The 19,121-nt window shown below is 59.6% G+C and carries 13 protein-coding genes; 7 read left to right on the top strand and 6 right to left on the bottom strand.

All coding sequences use genetic code 11. The features are described from left to right. Positions 1-55 precede the first annotated feature (55 nt). On the bottom strand, positions 56-1,069 hold the full coding sequence (locus NKI88_RS00720) for an NAD-dependent epimerase/dehydratase family protein (RefSeq protein ID WP_196815225.1): 1,014 nt from the start codon (positions 1,067-1,069) through the stop codon (positions 56-58). Positions 1,070-1,426: 357 nt separating this feature from the next. Between NKI88_RS00720 and NKI88_RS00715 the strand changes: the two genes are divergently transcribed. Together NKI88_RS00715 and NKI88_RS00710 are read left to right on the top strand one after the other, a co-directional pair. Then, positions 1,427-3,442 (top strand): acyltransferase family protein, encoded by a 2,016-nt coding sequence (locus NKI88_RS00715; RefSeq protein WP_352653518.1) that lies wholly within the window; start codon positions 1,427-1,429, stop codon positions 3,440-3,442. Between the two features lie 5 nt (positions 3,443-3,447). Then, a complete protein-coding gene (locus NKI88_RS00710; protein WP_352653637.1) occupies positions 3,448-5,523 on the top strand; it encodes an acyltransferase family protein in 2,076 nt (691 codons plus the stop codon). On the opposite strand, the gene NKI88_RS00705 is transcribed toward NKI88_RS00710, so the two are convergent. The 3 genes from NKI88_RS00705 to NKI88_RS00695 form a co-directional block, all read right to left on the bottom strand. Beyond that, complete coding sequence (locus NKI88_RS00705) at positions 5,453-7,477, bottom strand: hypothetical protein (protein WP_352653517.1); 2,025 nt, start codon at positions 7,475-7,477, stop codon at positions 5,453-5,455. The genes NKI88_RS00710 and NKI88_RS00705 overlap by 71 nt on opposite strands. Further along, entirely contained in the window at positions 7,478-8,740 is a 1,263-nt protein-coding gene (locus NKI88_RS00700; protein WP_352653516.1) for a glycosyltransferase, read from the bottom strand. Positions 8,741-8,857: 117 nt separating this feature from the next. Beyond that, on the bottom strand, positions 8,858-9,766 hold the full coding sequence (locus tag NKI88_RS00695) for a hypothetical protein (protein WP_352653515.1): 909 nt from the start codon (positions 9,764-9,766) through the stop codon (positions 8,858-8,860). A gap of 141 nt (positions 9,767-9,907) precedes the next feature. Between NKI88_RS00695 and NKI88_RS00690 the strand changes: the two genes are divergently transcribed. Beyond that, a complete protein-coding gene (locus NKI88_RS00690; protein WP_352653514.1) occupies positions 9,908-11,716 on the top strand; it encodes an ABC transporter ATP-binding protein in 1,809 nt (602 codons plus the stop codon). 71 nt (positions 11,717-11,787) lie between these two features. Here NKI88_RS00690 and NKI88_RS00685 read toward each other — a convergent pair whose 3' ends face one another. Beyond that, entirely contained in the window at positions 11,788-12,627 is an 840-nt protein-coding gene (locus NKI88_RS00685; protein ID WP_023713500.1) for a class I SAM-dependent methyltransferase, read from the bottom strand. After that, on the bottom strand, positions 12,624-13,754 hold the full coding sequence (locus NKI88_RS00680) for a glycosyltransferase family 4 protein (protein ID WP_352653513.1): 1,131 nt from the start codon (positions 13,752-13,754) through the stop codon (positions 12,624-12,626). The genes NKI88_RS00685 and NKI88_RS00680 overlap by 4 nt, the downstream gene beginning before the upstream one ends. A gap of 340 nt (positions 13,755-14,094) precedes the next feature. On the opposite strand from NKI88_RS00680, the gene NKI88_RS00675 reads away from it, so the two are divergent. From NKI88_RS00675 to NKI88_RS00660, 4 genes are all read left to right on the top strand, one after another. Then, positions 14,095-14,676 (top strand): NAD-dependent epimerase/dehydratase family protein, encoded by a 582-nt coding sequence (locus NKI88_RS00675; protein WP_352653512.1) that lies wholly within the window; start codon positions 14,095-14,097, stop codon positions 14,674-14,676. Positions 14,677-14,722: 46 nt separating this feature from the next. Then, entirely contained in the window at positions 14,723-15,517 is a 795-nt protein-coding gene (locus NKI88_RS00670) for a class I SAM-dependent methyltransferase (RefSeq protein ID WP_352653511.1), read from the top strand. A 71-nt stretch (positions 15,518-15,588) separates the two neighbouring features. Next, a complete protein-coding gene (gene asnB / locus NKI88_RS00665; protein ID WP_352653510.1) occupies positions 15,589-17,559 on the top strand; it encodes an asparagine synthase (glutamine-hydrolyzing) in 1,971 nt (656 codons plus the stop codon). A 287-nt stretch (positions 17,560-17,846) separates the two neighbouring features. Continuing rightward, a complete protein-coding gene (locus NKI88_RS00660; RefSeq protein WP_352653509.1) occupies positions 17,847-19,067 on the top strand; it encodes an O-antigen ligase family protein in 1,221 nt (406 codons plus the stop codon). Positions 19,068-19,121 lie beyond the last annotated feature (54 nt).

The raw sequence follows: 19,121 nt of genomic DNA, 5'->3' as shown, positions 1-19,121 counted from the left end.
ACGCCGGGAACCGCGATGAGCAGGGCCCCGATGAACGGGACCAAGGAGCCAGACGTCAAGCAACCACTCGTTCGGTACGCATGTGCTCTATGCAGTCGAGGACCATCTGCCTCGTGCTTCGCACGGGTCGCCATCCGGTCATGGTTGTTAACAGGCTGGTGTCAGGTACTCGGTCGTATGTTACGGCGAACCGATCACCAAACACCGTGCTGGATGGTTTCATGATAATGGGCGCGGTCGTCGCGGTGGCCTCAACCACCATTCTTGCAAGATTTCCAATCTGAATCGCTTCGCTTCCGCCCAAGTTGACTGGCCGGCCACGCAATGACGGGCACTGCATTGCCAGCAGCAGACCTTCGGCGGCGTCGGCAACGTGCAGGAACGCCCGCCTTTGCTCTCCATCGTCATGGACTACGAGTGGTTCACCACGCAGCGCTGCATCGACGAACACCGGCAGGACGAGGCCGGTCGCCGAGCGCTGGCGCGGTCCGGCCATGTTGAATGGTCGAACGATCCAGGTCGGGATTCCGAATTCAAAAAACAGTCCGGCCACTAAATGTTCGATCGCGGCCTTGGCAGCTGCGTAGCCCCATCTCGGTCGCAGGTCCGTCGTCACCGGATCGGATTCCGTGATTGGCCTGTCCCGGCCGGAGCCGTAGACTTCTGAACTCGACGTGTAAAGCAGCGGACGTCGGTGTACTCTGCACGCCTCCACGATCGCACAGCCTGATTCGAGAATGCGGCTGGTGACGGCAAAACGCTCCATGTGGGCAAGCTGAACGCCGATCGGACTCGCCAGGTGGAAGACTGCATCGGCCAACCCGACCTCATTGTGGACCGCCGCGCCGTATGCCGGATCGCCAACCCGGAAAGTGCGGATCGTCAGCCGGGAATTGCCGGTGGGCAGATTGGGCAGCAGCCCGTTCGAGAGATCGTCGATGACGGTTACGGTGCAATGGCGGGCGAGCAAAAGATCGACAAGCGCCGACCCTACGAAGCCTGCTCCGCCAGTAACCAGCACATGTGAGTGCTGGCCAAATTCGACCAAGTCCGCGCTATGGTTGTCCAAGGTTGCCACGTCCTCCCACGGGAGCATCATCTATACAGTCGAGGATGGGGCAAACAACCACTTTCATATCAAGGCTGGCGAGTTTTCGTCGCCCTCGATATCATCAGCGAACAAACACCCACCCGAAATCCTGCCAGTTCTCCGTCCTTTGGTCACCAGACCATAGCTGATTCTGGCACATCCCCACCAATGTGGAGATTTCCGTCGTTCTGGCCGAAACAAATTGTGGGGGTATCTCCACGTCTCTCGCAATGCAACTTGAACCTCCAACAGCGAGTGCCGCCACTGCATAACTCAGGCCATCGACTCATATCGCGCAATTAGGCTAAGAGGCCAAGGGACTGTTCGGGGGGAGCTTTGAAGTCCGACTATCGCCCAGATATTGACGGGTTGCGCGCTATCGCAGTGGTCGCAGTGGTTTTTTTCCATTTTGACGTGCCCGGTTTTCGGGGCGGCTTTGCTGGCGTTGATGTCTTCCTTGTTATCTCCGGTTACCTGATCACGCGCCTTTTAATGGCTGAAGGCGGCGGACTGTCCCTTGTGGAATTCTACGGCAGACGCATGCGTCGAATATTGCCGGCGATGCTGGTGATGATCTGCTTCTCACTCGTTGCCGGCTGGTTTCTGTTGCTGCCGGGCGACTATGAAGGTCTGGGACGCAGTGCGGCATATTCCACGTTCGGATTGGGAAACTATTATTTCCTTTGGAATACCGGCTATTTCGATCGCGAGGCGGCGCTGCTGCCGCTGCTTCATCTCTGGTCGCTCGGCGTCGAAGAGCAGTTCTATCTCGTATGGCCGCTGTTGCTTCTGATTGCCAACCGGCTGTCACGCGGCCGCCAGCTCCCCGTCGTCGCGCTGATCTGCATTGTTGCGCTGGTCAGCTTCTCGATCGCCGTCAATCTGGTGGAGGCCGATCCGAAGCAGGCATTCTATGTTCCCTTCAGCCGAGCCTGGGAGTTGACTATCGGCGGCCTGCTCGTCTTTGCGCCACCGAAAGGCCGCGGGCGTACGTCCAAATGGTTTGAGCTGAGCGGCCTTGGTCTTGTAGTCGCAAGCATCCTTTTTCTCTCGCCGAGCCAACCGTTTCCAGGCGTTTTCGCGCTCGGTCCTGTGATCGGGGCTGCTCTGGTCGTCTGGCCGCGGTCGCAGTCGACGATTTCGGCCGTGCTTGCGAGCGCGCCGTTGCGATCGACGGGCAGAATCTCCTACAGCCTGTATCTCTGGCATTGGCCGATCCTCGTGTTCTTCCGCCATTATATTGGCACCGCAATGCCCTCGGCGGTTGAATCGTGCGTGCTTTTAGCGGTTGCCTGGCTGGTGGCGTATCTGTCCTGGCGGTTCATCGAGGAACCCGTTCGCCGCCTGCGGGCGCCGCCATCCAGCGTGCTTCTCGCTGGTGCCGCCGCGGTGGCAATGGTTTGCCTGAGTGCCAATGCCGTGTTCGAAGCCCGTGGTTTCACCAGCAGGATCTCGAAGCAAGTCGAGGCAATGCGCAGCCTCGATGTGATGTGGGACTGGTCATGCCCGCAGATGGTCAGCATCGCTGAGTTGGGCAGTACCTTTTGCGCGTTCGGTGCGCCTTGGGACAAAGCGGCGCGCCACGCCGTGCTCTGGGGCGACAGCCATGCCGAGCATCTTGCGCCGCTGTTAGACAGCGCAGGTAAAAGAGAAAACACGGCTTTCTTTCTTTACCGCGCCTGTCCGGCCGCCTTTGGAGAAGGTGTCCACCGCGACTTTCCGGATTTGGCCGGATATCGGGAAAGCTGCTCATCGTCGCGAAAGGCCGTGGTCGCCATGCTGAAACAACGCAATGACATCTACCTCGTGGTGCTCTCCGCAGCCTGGACAAGCCTTGCCGACACCAATGTCCTTGCTGACAATGGTGAGAGGCAGACCAGCAAAGTCCTGTTGTTGCGCGATGGCCTGCGTAGCCTCATCCAGGAAGTCGAAAGGGCGGATCGGCGCGTCGCAATCATTGGCCAAGTGCCTGGTCCCGGCCTGGACCTGACTTCATGCGCAGCGATGCTCGAAAGCGGTATGCTAAGGCGTTGTTCGACCGAGATGAATAGCGAGCAAGTCTTCCGGATCTGGTCGCCTATGGTGTCCGCGCTCGCATCGCTCGTTCATGACAATAACGTCGTCTTCGTCGATCCGCTCAAAGGGATGTGTCCAGACAGACACTGCGCAACCTACGTCAATGGCGAGTTCATCTACCGAGATGGTTCGCATATACGCAGAAACCTGAAGCCCGAGACAGACGAAGCCGTCGCGCGAATGATGGGTCTCTATCCGGCCCTGAAAGGCCAGGAGCAAAACCGGTTGTCGGCTGCCAACACCACGCCGTCTCAAACGGCTGGCAAGAGCAATTGAACGGGATGCGAAGCGGCCAGGCTCCGCTCTCGACCACGGCTGGAATGGCCTGTTCGGAAGACAGCCGCGCGTTGCGGGTTGGAGGACAGTTCGGCAGCCCGTCATGTGCGGCAGCGGCTGGGGACGGTCACCGCACGGACATAGACGGGCTTAGAGCGGTCGCGGTGCTGGCTGTTTTGTTTTTCCACCTGAGATTCGCAGGTTTCTCCGGCGGCTTTGTCGGCGTCGATGTGTTTTTCGTAATCAGCGGCTTTTTGATCACCCGCATTGTGGCCACCGATGTGGAGGCAGGGCGTTTCAGTCTGGCGCATTTCTATTCGCGCCGGGCTCGCCGCCTGCTGCCGGCATTTTTCGCGACATTCTCCCTGTCCTGCATCGCCGCGTTTCTTCTGCTTACGCCTCAACATCTGGAGACCTTCGCGAAATCGCTGATGGCATCGAGTTACGGCGTTTCGAACATCTTTTTCTGGCGCCAGTCCGGCTACTTTGATCTCGCCGCGCGGATGAAACCGCTCCTTCATACATGGTCACTCAGTGTGGAGTGGCAGTTCTATCTCGTCTGGCCGATGCTGCTTTCAGTTTTGCTTGCCGCATTCCCAGGACGAATGGTTTGGTCGATCATCACAATTGCCATTCTCAGTTTCTGGCTCATTGTCGCATTCCAGGACGGATCGTTTTGGCCGTTTGCAGGGACCCCGGCGGCCGACTGGATCGCCGACGGCCGTGCAACCGTGTTTTACAACACGCCATTTCGCGTGTTCGAGTTCGCCTGTGGCGCGGCGCTGGTCTGGCTTCCCAAGCCGCGACCTGTCCTTGTCCACGAGCTGCTGGCCTGGCTGGGCTTGGCCCTCATAGCGTTTGCAGTGTTCTCTTTCGACAGCCGTTCGGGCGCGCCCGCCTGGAACGTGCTTGCCCCTGCCACCGGCGCCGCGATGGTGTTGTCTGCGAACCGTTCGCGATTGGGAGGTTTCGCCTTGCGCAATCGCGCAGTCGGCTATCTTGGTCGCATCAGCTACTCGCTCTACCTCGTTCATTGGCCCCTGATCGTGTTTTGCGAATACGGTTTGCTTCGCCCCCTGCTTCCGACCGAAGCGCTCTTCGTCGGGCTTCTGGCCCTCGTCATGGCCATGTCGATGTTTCATTTCGTCGAGCAGCCTTTTCGCGGTGGCCATGGCTTCCTCCCCTCTCTTGGACTTGCCTTGACTGGCCTGGTCTCATGTTCCGTGGTCAGTTACGCGATGTCGGGCGGAATGCCTTGGCGTCTTCATTCCGTCGCGGGGAACGAACTTGCCAACAGCGCAGCCCTGAAGGCGATCACCGGCTCGTTGGCCTGCTCGGATTTCTGCCAGTTCGGCAACCTTCAAAGTCCAAAGAAGATACTCGTGGTCGGCGATTCGCACATCGACCAATACACGCGGGCGCTTCAAGAACTCGGCGGTCAAGAATTCCATTTCCTGCTGGCCGATGCCGGCAATTGCTATTTCGGAGCAGAGTTCCAGACCAGAACAAACGGCGCGGTCACGCGGCACTGCCGGAATGCTACCGACCAGGCGGCTCGCTGGTTGAAGGCCGGTGACATTCTCGCCATTGTCCAAGCGCAGCGCTGGCCCGGATATCGCACTCTTCTCGAACGGAAAGTGGATGGTGCGCCTGTCGAGATGCCCGACCTGGCAAAACTGTATGCGACCATGCTTGGGGACTTAGCGAAACTCTATGCCGCTTTTCGCGGCCCGGTGATCCTGATCGGGCACACGCCGGACGCCAATGTGGTCTGCCATTTGAGACCGACTTACCTTTCCTTGCCCTGCCCGGTTCCCACCCGGGTGGAGAACGTCGCCTTCGACCAGGCATTCATGGCTTTCGCCAGCCATTCCAGCTTTCACCTGCTTGATCCCGGCGAAACCATCTGTTCGGCAAATGGCTGTGATGTGACGGACGACGCAGGGCATAGCCTTTACCTGGATGAGAACCACTTCTCCATCTACGGGGCACGCCTTGTTGTTCCGAAAGTCATAGAGAGGCTTCGCGACGACTTATCCGTGGCGTCAAGGCAGACGTCGACACAATCGACCAAGCGATGATTGTGCCCAGGAGAGCAAGGCACAGCGCGCTGACTGAGAGCGGAACGGCGACTGCGTAGGTTCGTCCGTTTTGGCGAGGGTCGCTCGAATCCGTGGCCGAAAACAGCACCGCGTCCCGCCGGCGAAAAGTATATTCGCCCGGGCCAACAGCTGGCCATGCGTTCGGCGCCCATTCAACTTGGTGGAGCGGGGTCCCTTCTTCACGCAGGTCTGAAGCCTTCAACAGGGGATCGAGGACAAGGTTGTCAAATTGGAAAAGGCCAGGAAATTGCGAGCGTGGTAGCAGCGTCTCGTACCCGCCTCTTGCGGTAAACATGGTCTCGTTCTGCAGCCGTCCGGTAACAAGCGACGGTGTGGTGAGCAATATCGCAATGCAGCCAGCCGCAAAGGCCACCACGCCTGCATTAGCTCCAAAAGCAAAGCTGCGATGCTCGCCTTTTTTTGCTGAGGAATGTGTTTCAGTAAATCCCCGCCGCTCGGCAAGCATCCCACCAATTCCCAGCGCGCCCGGAAGAAAGAGAGAGGGCGTCAGCAAGAGGTCATGCGATGTCAGCATGACCCCCACGAGTGCGACACCAAGGGCCAGATCGCCGGCGCTGCGGACATACCAGAAAGCGGAAGCGACCAGGCCGATCGGGATCAACCAGCCGATGTGCCCAAAAGCAATTGCGAAAAGGACAAGGGTGTTGTGAGGCGCGAGAGCCTGCGCCACCTCAAGGCCGCGACCGAAGAAGCCGCCTTCTCTGTACGCGAGCAGGCCTCGCTCCAGAAAGAGTGCTCTTGCCGAGATCGAATTTCTCTTGCCCTCGTCCACGAGACGTTCGCCTAGCGCCTGGATCTTGGCAGCGTTTGTGGATTGGCCTGTCGCGGACGAAGGCAGGCCGCTGAACGGAGGCGCAGATGAGGCAGTGGCTCGCGCAGGATCGGCTTGCGGAGGGTCTGATCTGATCGAAGGTTCTGCCGTCGGCTGGTCAATCGTCGCAGCCGAACTTGATTCAGCCAGAGCTTGTTGAGACGACGGCGCAACCGAGTCTAAGGCGGACGACGCAACCTCATCATGTGACGGATCGACAGCATCCGCCGCCTCATCGAGCGCCTTTCCAACCGAGATCATCCCGGCGAAGGAGTTGCCGACGGAAACGCGGAAATAAACATTTGTCGCGAGCGCGACACCGATTGTCCCCAGCAGTATTAATGCGACGGCGAGCGGGCGACCCCAGCCCCTTGGATCGAGCCTTAAACGACGGTGACCCCGAAATTGCTGCCAAATATCAACGGCAAACGGCACCGCCACGGTGCCACAGGCTGCAAGAATGTTCGAGCGGGAAAGCGTGACGAGCAGAGCGGCGCTTACGAGAACAAGGAAAGTGGCACGCCATTTTGGCGCGACGGCGCGATAGCTCGCCGCGGCGCCAAGAAGCAGGCCGGCGGCTGCCACATTCGGATTGATCGCCAGGCCGGCGGCTCTGCCAAGCGTACTGGTGAAGCCGTTGGCAAAAAGAAGGTCGAGGAAGCAGACCACCGCATTGAGCGCCGTCACCGACGCACATAGACGCAGCACCATTGCGGGCGATGAGGCGAGCATGAGGACAATCGCCCCGCCGCCAAGGAAAAGGGTAATCAGGTAACACTTTGCGACGATGCCAAGTGGATGAAGCGCAACCGGGGCAACCGCCATCGCCCCGGCGATCGCGAGCAGGAGGATCGCGCCACGCACGTCCCGACGGATTGCAAGAACGGCAATCGAAACAATCAACACGCTGCCGTAGAGGGCATGGAAAACCAGTCTGGCGAACTCGTCCCGGCCCGAAAAGAACGGCAGAAAATAGGGCATGAACCACGACTGATAGATAACTATGGCAAATGCACACAGCCCGGCGGCGACACATGGCAGGATGCTGCGCGGCGTAGGCGCCGAATCCACCGGGCCTTGGAAGTGAGCAATCCCGCTCATTCACTTGCCCGCCAGGTAGAGGGTTTCATAAGCGTCCACCATAGCCCTTATGGAGTAGCGTTCGCGCATCGCCCGCTGACGAAATTTTCGGTCCACTGTCTGCTCGGGCAACCGCTCGAGAACGGCAAGCAGTCCGCGGGCCAGATCGGCAGGGTCACGAGGCTTCACCAGCACACAACCCGGCATGCCCCAAACTGCCTCCGGATTTCCACCGACATTGGTGGCCACCACTGGGAGGCCTGCGGTGAGTTTTTCCATCAGGGCGTTGCAAAAGCCTTCCTCGTGGGAGGCGATCACGCCGATGTCCATGCCGGCAAGCAGGCCTGGTACGTCGTCCTGAGCCCCGAGCAGCCGAACTGTCGATCCGACGCCAAGCCGCTGGGCTTGCTCCATCAGCGCCTGCCCAATGCCTCGATCTTGTCCGGCGATGAACAACCTCAGCTCCGGCCGACTTTGGCTTGCGCTTGCGAAAGCGTCGATAAGATCTTTGTGTCCCTTATAGGGAATAAGATTGGCGACGATGACGACCCCGACATCGTCAGGTTCAAGACCAAGGCTGCGCCTGATCTCATCACGGCGATGGCTGATACCATCGAAACGGCTCAGATCGAGACCATTGGCAATCACGCGCACGCGGGCGAGATCATAGCCATCCCGGGCCGCCATGTCGGCCGCGACCGCATGCGAGTTAGCGACCACCACATGTGAAAACCGATTGGCGATTCGATCCATGCGCTTCAGCCGCGGCCATCGCTCCTGGTGGTTGCCGAGACCGCGCCTGGAGGTGATGACGAGTGGGGCCAGCGCAAACCGACCTGCCAACGCGCCCAGAAAGTTGGTCAATGGCAAAAAGGCGTGAACCACGCGTGGCCGGGTCAAAATGATGCGACCAACGAGCAAAGTGATCGCGGCGCCGAGCACCAGCATTGCCTTGACGCTCGGCCGCGTCTTGGGGGCAACGCTCGATTTTTCTTCCGCCCCCGCCGCTGTCAGTGATGCGGGCAAGGGATTGGGGCGATGAAGCCCGTAGGATATTCGGATACCGGCACGATTCAGCGTTTCCGCAAGAACACCGCCCGACGAGAGGGCAAAGACCTCGACCTGCCAGCCCCGCGCCTTCAACTCCTTGGCAAGCAGCACCAGTTGGCTTTCCGTGCCTCCGAGATCGAGCGTCCCGATAATGAAGAGCACGTTGCGACGGGTCCTTCTCAGGCGCGCGGTGGAAGGCGCGGCAACGCGCTGTCGGCTTTCAGCATTAGTCAACGCAAGGTCTTCTTGCAGCGTCGCTCACCCCTCCGCCTGTTCTCGCCCGTTCCCGCTTCCACATAGCGTCCAGAGCCGGCAAGAAGAAGTCGTATTGCGCATACAATCCACAAAAGGTCACGAGCCGGCAAGATCAGCTCCAGCCTGCCGCGCAGCAGACGGGCTGCGTCCTTCACGATGCCGCAGCATCATCCCGAACGTGGCAAGCACCATTCCGGTTGCCAGGAGGGCGAGTGGCGGTGCCCATTTGAGCCGCTCGAACTTTGCCTCGTATGCACGCACGCCGTCGAAGTCCTCTATGGTGCCAGCCGGTTGCCAAGCCCCACCATAAGCCGTCTTCAGCAGGGGCAACATCGGCGCGAATTGCGCGTAGTAGGTGTCGATGATTGACGGCTCCCTCTGCACGTCCTCAAGCGAGCGAGGAACAAAGACGCCGTAGTCGGAATCCAGAATATTGCCGTTCGACACTACCACGGTGTGTTGGGGGACACTGTAGATCGTCGCCTCGATGCCTTGATCGGCAAGGATGGAATAGACGATTTTGGACACCTGGGAACAGAACCCATACCCCCGGGCAAGCCCTTTGCGGGGCGTTACAAACTCATAATTTTGCAGCGTTTCGCGATATTGCGGCCGGAAGCTGAGCATCCAGAGCAGGTAGTTGTCAAAAACGCTGATGCGCGTGTAGGACGTGTCGGTCGCCGCCCAGCTGTCGCCTTCCGTCCAATAATGCACCATTCCACCCGCGACAGCCTTTGTCAGGCGCTCGAGATAGGCCTGCATGGGTTCGTCCGTAGCGCGGTAGAGGTCATCGACATCCACCACCTTCTGCTGGAATCCCAGCGGCCCTTCGGTTGCCTCGGCAGGTGGTGCCGGGTAAGCGCTGATCAATCCGAGCGGATAGGCCGAGACAAACAGCAGGAAAGCCGCCCCAACCCCTGCCGAGAAGAAGCCGAATGAGCACAGCAATGCAGCAGTTAAGCTTGGCCGCAACTTTTGATACCGAATCTCAAAGGCATCATTCATGGGCGAAGACTATCACCTCGTCGCGGCCGTGGCTTCTAGTCCACTGCGAGGAAATTTGTGGACGGACCACCTTCGGCGCTTCTGTGATAAATTGCCAATCGACGTCGGTTGTGGCTTGTCGTGGCCCGCTGGACGTGTGCATTGGGCCCTCTGAATACGGACATCGATTTGGCGTTGAGCGGAAACCGAGACTCGGGCAGCACTTTCGACACAATGCGGCGCTTGTGGCGGCAGGTATCGCAGCGGCGGCAAAGGCAGTTTTTCGGCCTCCTTGTCCTGATGGTGTTCGGTGCTCTGGCGGAAGCGGCCACGCTTGGTGCCTTGCTGCCGTTTCTTGCGCGCATCGCCAATCCTGAGACGGTTGGCGGACAGTCGTTTCTGGCGCGTCAGCTTGCAGGCTTTCGGCTGACCGGCTCTTCTGACAGCCTGCTCGGGCTCACGGTTTTGTTTTCCGTAGTGGCCATCGTGGCCGGTGCCGTGCGTATACTCCTCACCTGGGCCACGAATTCATACGTCTTCTCGCTGGGACATGAGGTGGGCGTGACCGTCTATGACCGAGTGCTGCGCCAGCCCTACAACTACCACGTTTCGCGCAACTCCAGTTCGGTGTTGGCGGCGCTACGACAGGTACAAGCAATCACCGCTGGCGTGATGCTGCCACTGTTGCAATCAATCAGCGGCATAATCATCGGTGTCTTCGTCGTCGCAGCGCTTTTCATACTAAGTTCGATCATCACCTTCGTTATCTTCGCGGGCTTTGGTGCGGTGTATCTCGCCATGTCGCTTGTGATCCGAAAACACCTCAAGCAGAATGCGCGGATCATCGCTAGCGCGCAGGCCGAAGGCATTCGTTCTGTACAGGAGGGGCTGGGCGGTATCCGCGATGTCATTATCAACGACACACAGCCATATTTTCTTTCCCGCTACAGCGAACTCGACCTGCGCCTGCAACGCGCCAACGCAACGAACGCGCTTGCAGCCAGCGCTCCGCGTTTCGCGATTGAAGCCGCGGGTATGGTGATCATCGCGGCCCTCGCCTATTTCCTCATCATCCGATCCAACAATGCCGGCGAGGTACTGCCAATACTTGGAACATTCGTGCTGGGAGCCCAGCGTCTGCTGCCATCGATGCAGCTTGTATACGGCAATTGGGCGTTGATTCTCAGCAATCTTGCCGGCGCCGAAGTTGTGCTCCAGGCGCTGGAAGCACCACTTGGCCCCGAATGGAACGAGCCTCCAGCCAGGCGCCTGCCATTCGAACAAGCGATCATACTCAAGGACGTGTCGTTTCGTTACGCCTCCGACCAGCCGCCGATACTCGAAGGCTTCAATCTCAAAATCCCGAAGGGGACCAAGGTCGGCTTCGTAGGCAAGACCGGCAGCGGCAAGAGCACGACGGTCGATCTGATCATGGGTTTGCTGGAACCGACCAGCGGAGCGATCGAGATCGACGGGCAGACGTTGGACGGCGCTTCGCGACGTGCCTGGCAAAGACAGATCGCACATGTGCCACAAAGCATATTCCTGGCGGATGCGTCCATCGCAGACAATATCGCCTTCGGCATCGACCCTGCCAGGACCGACCACGAGCGCGTCCGCAGCGCGGCGCAGCAGGCCGCGTTGGCGGACTTCATAGAAAGCTTGCCGCAGGGCTACGAGACGCGTGTTGGCGAGCGCGGCGTCCGCCTGTCGGGAGGTCAACGCCAGCGAATAGGCATCGCGAGGGCTTTGTACAAACAGGCATCTGTGCTCGTCTTCGACGAGGCGACGAGCGCTCTCGACATGGAGACCGAGGCGGCAGTCATGGAGGCGATCCGAGAACTGCCCACCGATCTGACAATATTGATCATCGCACACCGTCTCACGACAGTTGAAAGTTGCGACGAGATCGTAACCCTTGAACACCGCCAGCCGCATATCTCGACGACAACCGGCGGACAGATCGCTTGAATGCATCGCGTGGACGGGTTCGGCAACGTGCCTGATCGGGCTGGCGCCGCCGGTGCAGCAAGGCCGCCACGTCAGTTCGGTTTGGATTGCACCTTGCCAGGGTTCTGGAAGAGAAATTCCGTGCAGGCTTCACCGGTGGATATCCTGACGATTTCGAAATCGAACCGTTGCTTCAAGAAGTCGATCACGGCCTGGTCGTCGGCGAACTCCATCGGCCACCCTCCCAGCCAGTCGCGGACGTCGGTCATGTAACTCATGCCGCGACCTTTTTTCTTCTCGCGAATCTGCTTCAGGAGCATTGGCAGCCGAAGTGGATTTCTGCCAAGGCCGAAACGCCAGATGTACCAGCATTCGATCCATCGCCTTTGACGAGGGTTGGCGGCATTGTACCGACGTTTCACATTGAGCCAGAATTGCGCGGAAGGCGTTACGACATTCGACGAATAGAGAGCGATGAAGAAAAGGCCGCCAGGCCCTACCCTTCGTGCAGCATTCTCAATTGCTTGCCACATGGCGCCAGTGTGATGGAGCACGCCCCATGAATAGACCAAGCTCCAAGTGCCCAGCGCCTCAAGATAGTCGGCATCGAGAACGTCACCTCGTTCGACGGCCCAGTTCGGCGGGTCCCCGGCCAATTTGCGAAGCCTGCCGGTGGTACTTACCGAAAGCGGATCAAAGTCGAAGGAATGTATCCGATCCGCCTTTGCGTCGAAGGCGGCAAGCGAGTGTAGCCCGCTGCCGCTGCCGATATCGAGAAAATCCATTCCTTCCAGGCTCTGCTTGCCGAGGAAGGACAGAAGCTTGTCGGCCGCCACCTGCCGACGTTCAGTCGAGTAGTGTTTGTCGACGAACGACGCCCAATTGGCTCCGAACTCGTACCGATTCGACGATGGGTTGCCTGTGAATGTCATCCTGCGGCTCGGTCTCCCCCTTCGATGATGCCCATCATGTCAGCTGTAACTTTCTGAATATCATAGCGCTGTTCGGCAATCGATCGGCTGTTCTTGCCCATGGATACGGCTTCGTCGGGGTTGTCTATCAAGCGGATCATGGCTTCAGCCAACGATGTGGTGGCACCAACCGGAACCAGCAGCCCGTTGACCCCGGGCACGATTGGCGCCCGGCAACCCGGCGCATCCGTTGTGATCACCGGGCGCCCCATCGCCATGGCCTCCAGAACCGATCGCGACGTCCCCTCGCGATACGACGGAAGCACGAAGATACGCGTATCCGCGATGATGTGACGGACGTCCTCGACCGGTCCGTGATAACGGACGGCTCCGCCGGCGACTGCCTCCTCAACCTCCGATAATGGAAACCCCGAGGGGTTTGGATCCATATCTCCGACGAGGTGGAAACGGGCGTCAGGTCTGACAGCCCTAACCAGCGTCGCCGCACCCAGATATTCGGCGAGGCCTTTGTCACGCAGCAGGCGTGCAATCATCAGAAATCGCGGCTGATCGGGTAGTGGCGCGACTTTGAATCGGTCTAGATCGACTCCCGAACCGTTGACGACATTAGCTTGGGTCCGCCCGAGCAGCCCAAGGCGACGGAAGTCGTTGCGGTCATCGTCGTTCTGGAAGGTGACCGTGGTGGCAACCCGAAGGCTTGCGGCATAGAGGAGCCGAGCCACTGCGTTTACCATCCTCCAGCGTGGTGACTTGTGCCGGTCCGTGAAGGCGTAGCCGAGGCCGGTGACAAGTGCGTGCCGTCGCTGGATCCCGGCAAGCAACGCAGCCGGCATGCCGTAGACGATCGGCTTGATTGCACAGGTCAACACCACCTGAGGCTTGAGTTTTCTTAGCCGGTTGTGGAGACGAAAAGCCAACACCGTATCGCCGAACGGAGCAATCCCGGCTCGTTCCATTGGCAATGGATGAAAGTGGACGCCGTTCTCGGCCAGCCAACGAATGGTCATGGCGTCGACCGGCGCCATGGCATGAACTTCGTACCCGGAATCGCGCAGCGCAAGAAGCAAGTGTCCCCTGGTGCTTGCGAGGGACGTTGGTTCGCTGACGATGACGACGATTCGTTTCATGCAGTCATTTCTTGGGGTGATTGCTCGCGACCCATTCGACCCTTGTAGATTTTTGACACGCAAAACCCAATCATGGCGCATGTTATCCACAACATCGAGCAGATGCTTCGCCAAAAGTGCCTCAGAGTTGCTTTCGAGCGGAGACTTGCCCCTTGGCAACAGCGTGTCGTTGAATTGACGTAACGCCTACCATACAAGGACGTCGACTCACTACCTGAGGAAACCTGCCTATGTCCGAACGCATTGCTGTTATCGGCCTGGGATGGCACGCCTCGGTGAACCATCTTGTCTATGCGTCATCGAGCTCGATCTACGGCCGCAGCACGCGCATGCCGTTTGCGTGCCCGATTCGGCTGACCATTCGCTCAGCCTCTACGCCGCCATCAAGAAGGCAAACGAGCTGATGGCCCATACATACAGCCATCTGTTTGCACTGCCCACGACAGGATTACGCTTCTCCACCGTCTATGGTCCGTGGGGACGGCCAGACATGGCCCTGCTCATCTTCGCTGAGGCCATCGTCGATGGCGAGCCGATCGACTTCTTCAACCATGGCAACATGCAGCGCGATTTCACTTATGTCGGCGATATTGTCGAAGGCATCGTCCGCGCCATGCGTCAGCCCGCGACACCCAACCCGCAGTGGGAAAGCGTCGCCGGATCCGGCGATCAGCAACGCGCCGTTCAGAATCCACAATATCGACGGCAGTTCGCCAGTTCAGCTGAACGGCTGATCGCGGTGCTGGAGAACGCGCTCCGACTAAAGGCGAACCGCAATCCCATGCCGCTGCAGCCGGGTGACGTGCCGGCAACTTTCGTCGATGTCAGTTCGCTCGAGGAGGCGACGGGATCCAGGCCGGATTCCAATAGAGGTCGGAGTTCTCCGCTTTGCGAATGGTATCGGGAGTACTATCGGGTATGATCCGCAGAGGCGGTGCCACGCAAAAAGGACGACAGGTGGGCGACAAATGAACGCGCGCTATGATTTCGGCCGCAACTGGTCCGAGCTTGCCGCGCGTTTCGAGGCCGAACATCTGGACCGGGCGTGTGAGGATCTTGGTCGACTGGCGGGTGACCTCAACGGCATGACTTTTCTGGACATCGGCTGCGGCTCGGGGCTGCATTCAGCGGCCGCACTCCGGCTCGGCGCGGCGAAAGTCACAGCACTCGATTATGACGCGGATTGCGTGGAGACGACCAGGGCCGTCCTGTCCCGGTTTGCACACGATGCCGATTGGACCGTTGAGCGGGCCGATATCCTTGACAGATCCTCGCTGCCCACCGGCACGTTCGATGTCGTCTATTCATGGGGGGTCCTCCACCATACCGGAGATATGTGGACAGCGATCGCCAATGCGGCTGGCTTGGTCGGCCGCTCTGGGCGACTGGGTATTGCGATCTATCTTAAGACGCCGCTGTGTGGACTATGGACGGTCGAAAAGAGGTTCTACGCCTCGCATCGATGGGTACGGCCGCCGATCAAGGCGGTCTTTGTCTCGGCTTATATGGTCGCAAGGACCCTGCGCCACCGGGACCCGATATCGTTTGTAAGGAACTACCGCGCGCGCCGAGGCATGGAATTTCTGGCGGATGTCGACGACTGGCTTGGCGGCTATCCCTATCAATCCGCGTTAGCCAGCGAGTTGGAGCGGACTGTGGAAAATCTTGGGTTTCGCACGGATCGGCGTTTCAATGTGCTGCCGGGAGTTGGCCTTTTCGGCACCGGCTGTGGTGAATGGTGTTTCGAGCGGATAGATTTATAGCCACGGACTTCTTCCCAGTCTGGTGACGCGCGGATAACTTGGGCAAGCCGATGATGGAGCTGTAACGGCGGATGTGCGGTATCGTCGGCATTGTGGGTGGAGCGGCTGCGACGAGCGGCGGCGGCCATACTGTGCGTCGGATGGCCGACCACATCCGACATCGTGGACCCGACGGCGACGGGGTCTGGAGCGACGCCGAGGCGGGCGTCGCGCTCAGCCAGCGCCGCCTTGCCATCATCGACCTGTCCTCGGCTGGCGCCCAGCCAATGATCTCTCACACAGGCCGCTATGTCATTGTCTTCAATGGCGAGATCTACAATCACGGCGAGATGCGGGCGCACCTTGACCAGCAATTTGGTGTACACGCGTGGCGTGGACATTCCGATACCGAGGTCCTCCTGGTCGCCATCGAAGAGCTAGGGACCAAAAAAGCACTCGAACTGGCCGCCGGTATGTTTGCTTTTGGCGTCTGGGACCGGCGTGAAAGAACTCTGGTTCTCGGTCGCGATCGCGTGGGTGAAAAGCCGCTCTACTACGGCCGTGTCGGCAAGGCCTTCGCGTTTGCCTCGGAACTCAGCGCCTTTCAACCTCTGCCGGACTGGCGCCCGGAGATAGACCGCAATGCGTTGGCGCTGATGATGCGCCACAACTACATCCCCGCGCCCTACAGCATCTATCAGAGCATACGGAAACTGAGACCCGGCCACTTACTCGTCCTCTCCGATCCTATGAATGAGCCGCGCGTCGAAAATTACTGGCGCGCCAGCGACGTCGCAGCGCAAGGCCGGCGCGAGCCTTTCCTGGGCAGCTCTGAAGAGGTGGTCGACGAGGTCGAGCGTCATCTGCGCCGCTCACTTGAAGGGCAGATGATCGCCGACGTGCCGCTTGGCGCCTTCCTATCTGGCGGCATCGATTCTTCCGCGGTCGTGGCAGTCATGCAGTCGATCAGTGCGCGGCCGGTGCGCACCTTCACAATCGGCTTCGAGGACGTCGGCTACAACGAGGCGCACCATGCCAAGCAAGTGGCGCGCCATCTCGGCACCGATCATACAGAGCTCTATCTCAACCAGCGCGACGCGCTCGACGTGGTGCCGCAACTGTCGGGCATCTATAGCGAGCCTTTCTCCGACTCCTCGCAAATCCCGACTTTCCTCGTCTCGAAACTGGCACGTGGCAGCGTTGCCGTGGCGTTGTCGGGTGACGGCGGCGACGAGTTGTTCTCAGGCTACAACCGCTACGCGCTCGCCGATGCGTTCTGGAACAAGTTGTCCCGAATTCCGGTCGGTCTGCGCCGCGCGTCTGCTAGCCTGGCGACATTGCCGTCGGCCGGCCTCTACAACAACCTCGCGGGCGGGATCATGCCGCTCCTCCCGCAACGCCTGCGCCGCGAACGCGTCGGCGACATGATCCACAAAGCCGCGTCTGTGCTTTCGCTGCGGACCATGGACGAGGTCTACCGTCGCCTGTGCTCGCACTGGGACCCGACCGAGATCATCTCGGATGCGGTCGAGCCGCCAACAATGCTGACCGGCCTGGAACCGTTGCCGGATTTGCCCGGTAGCGTCGAGCGGATGATGTACATCGATCTTATGAGCTATCTACCCGACGACATACTGGTGAAGGTCGATCGCGCCGCCATGGCCGTCAGTCTTGAAACACGTGTACCGTTTCTCGACCATCGACTCATAAGCTTCGTGCTGTCGCTACCGCTCTCAATTCTGCGCGCCGGCGGCCAGACCAAGTGGCCTCTGCGACAGCTGCTTTACAGGCATCTTCCAAAAGAGCTTGTCGAACGCCCCAAGATGGGCTTCGGCGTGCCCATTGATTCCTGGTTGCGCGGCGCTTTGCGCGAATGGGCCGAGGAGTTGCTCGACGAGCGCCGGCTGCGCGAAGACGGATTCTTCCGGCCTGAAGCGATCCGGCGTGCCTGGTTCGAACACCTCTCCGGGCACCAAAACAACCAATATCTACTCTGGGACGTGTTGATGTTCCAGTCCTGGCGGGGAGCGACCAAGGGATTTTCAAACGCGATCGCAGCGTGATGGGTGGTGAGCCCGGGCGGTTTAGTCTTTGCGGTGCCCGCTCATGCCGTCGGAAGGGACGAGACGTTCGGCACTATCAGACGCGAAAGCGAGCAGCTATACGGGAGGGAGAGGGCGAACCGACGTGCGCCAGGGTCGTTCGAACCGACCCTCAGGCGACCTGGAAGCCAACGAAGCAAAGGCATTGAACCCTGTTTAAATCGCTCCGTCGCCATTTCACGACTGACCAGGTCAACCAGTATTTCTCGATCGCCTGCTTCTTTTCGCCGCCGGTATTCGGTTCGGTGGTGAGCTTCGTCTTCCATGGCGGCGCGCTCTGGTCATTGGCGCTGCTGGCGGCCGGCCGGCGGCGCCTTAACATTGATCGGCCTATGCTTGCCATGACCACTGCCATCTATGCCTATTGCGCCGCCCAGATCCTGGCGTCGATCGTAAACGGGACGCTGCGGGCCGATGCCACTCATTTCTTGCCCCTGATGACCTTGCTGTTGTTCCCGATTTCCTATTCGACGTGGAGCATCATGGACAAGGAGAGCCTCGCACGCACTGCCGTTCGTGCCAGCGCCGCAGCATGTGTCGGGGCACTGGTGCTGGCCATCGTCCAATACCACTGGATTGGGATGCTGAGACCCGAAGGTGGGGCCGGAAACCCCATCGTGTTTGCCACGGTCACCTGCCTGGCCGTGATGATGTGTCTTACAGGTGCTCTGTCTGGGGTCGAGAAAGCGTGGAAGCCGCTCACGGCCGCCGCGCTTGCCGGTGTGGTGGCGACACTCTACTCGGGCTCGCGCATGGTCTGGGTGGCCTTGCTCATCGCGCTGGTAGCGGTGCTTGTGACCCATCGCGAAAGGGTCTTCCGATCAGACATGAAGCAGTTGCTGGTGATTGCCGGCGCATCGACATTGATCATCACGGCAATTACGTCTCCGATTGTCGCCGATCGCACACATGTCCTGTTCGAGGACTGGAATGCCCTCGCCGTCAACGGCGATTATACCACGCCGCTCGGGTTGCGGGTCGGGTTGTGGGACGTCGGGCTCGATGCCTTTCGCCAAGCGCCCGTTTTTGGTCACGGAATGGCCGCCGGCCGGATGCTTTCAAGGCAGGGGTTCAAACAGCGCTTTGGCGCCACCGAAGGCTTCAACCACTTTCACAACGGCTTCCTTACGGCTTTGGTGCAGGCCGGACTCGCAGGTGCGCTGACATTGGCTGCAATATTCGTCGTGACGATCCGGAATGCGACAAGAGTCCTGCGCATCAGTGCTGATCCGCTGGAACGTTTTGGCGCCACCATAATGGTGGTCACCGTCATTATATACGTTGCTGGAGGGATGACAGGCATCCTTGTCGGCCATGATATTCTCGACTCGACGCTGATGGTCTTGTTGGTTTCCGGAACATACTTGGCTTGCGGACAGACAATTTCGCCCAAGGGTCGGTCAACGAATCAAGCGTCTGCTTTTAGGGGGCGCGAAAAGGGAGCGAATCTCCCGCCCCACCATTTTTGATCGGCGGAGAAAAAAGGTGCATCACGCCCAACACCGAAATATCTCGTGCCTGCG

The organism is Mesorhizobium sp. M0317 (assembly GCF_040321555.1).
Classification (GTDB): Bacteria; Pseudomonadota; Alphaproteobacteria; order Rhizobiales; family Rhizobiaceae; genus Mesorhizobium.
This window is presented reverse-complemented; position numbering and strand designations above follow the sequence as displayed.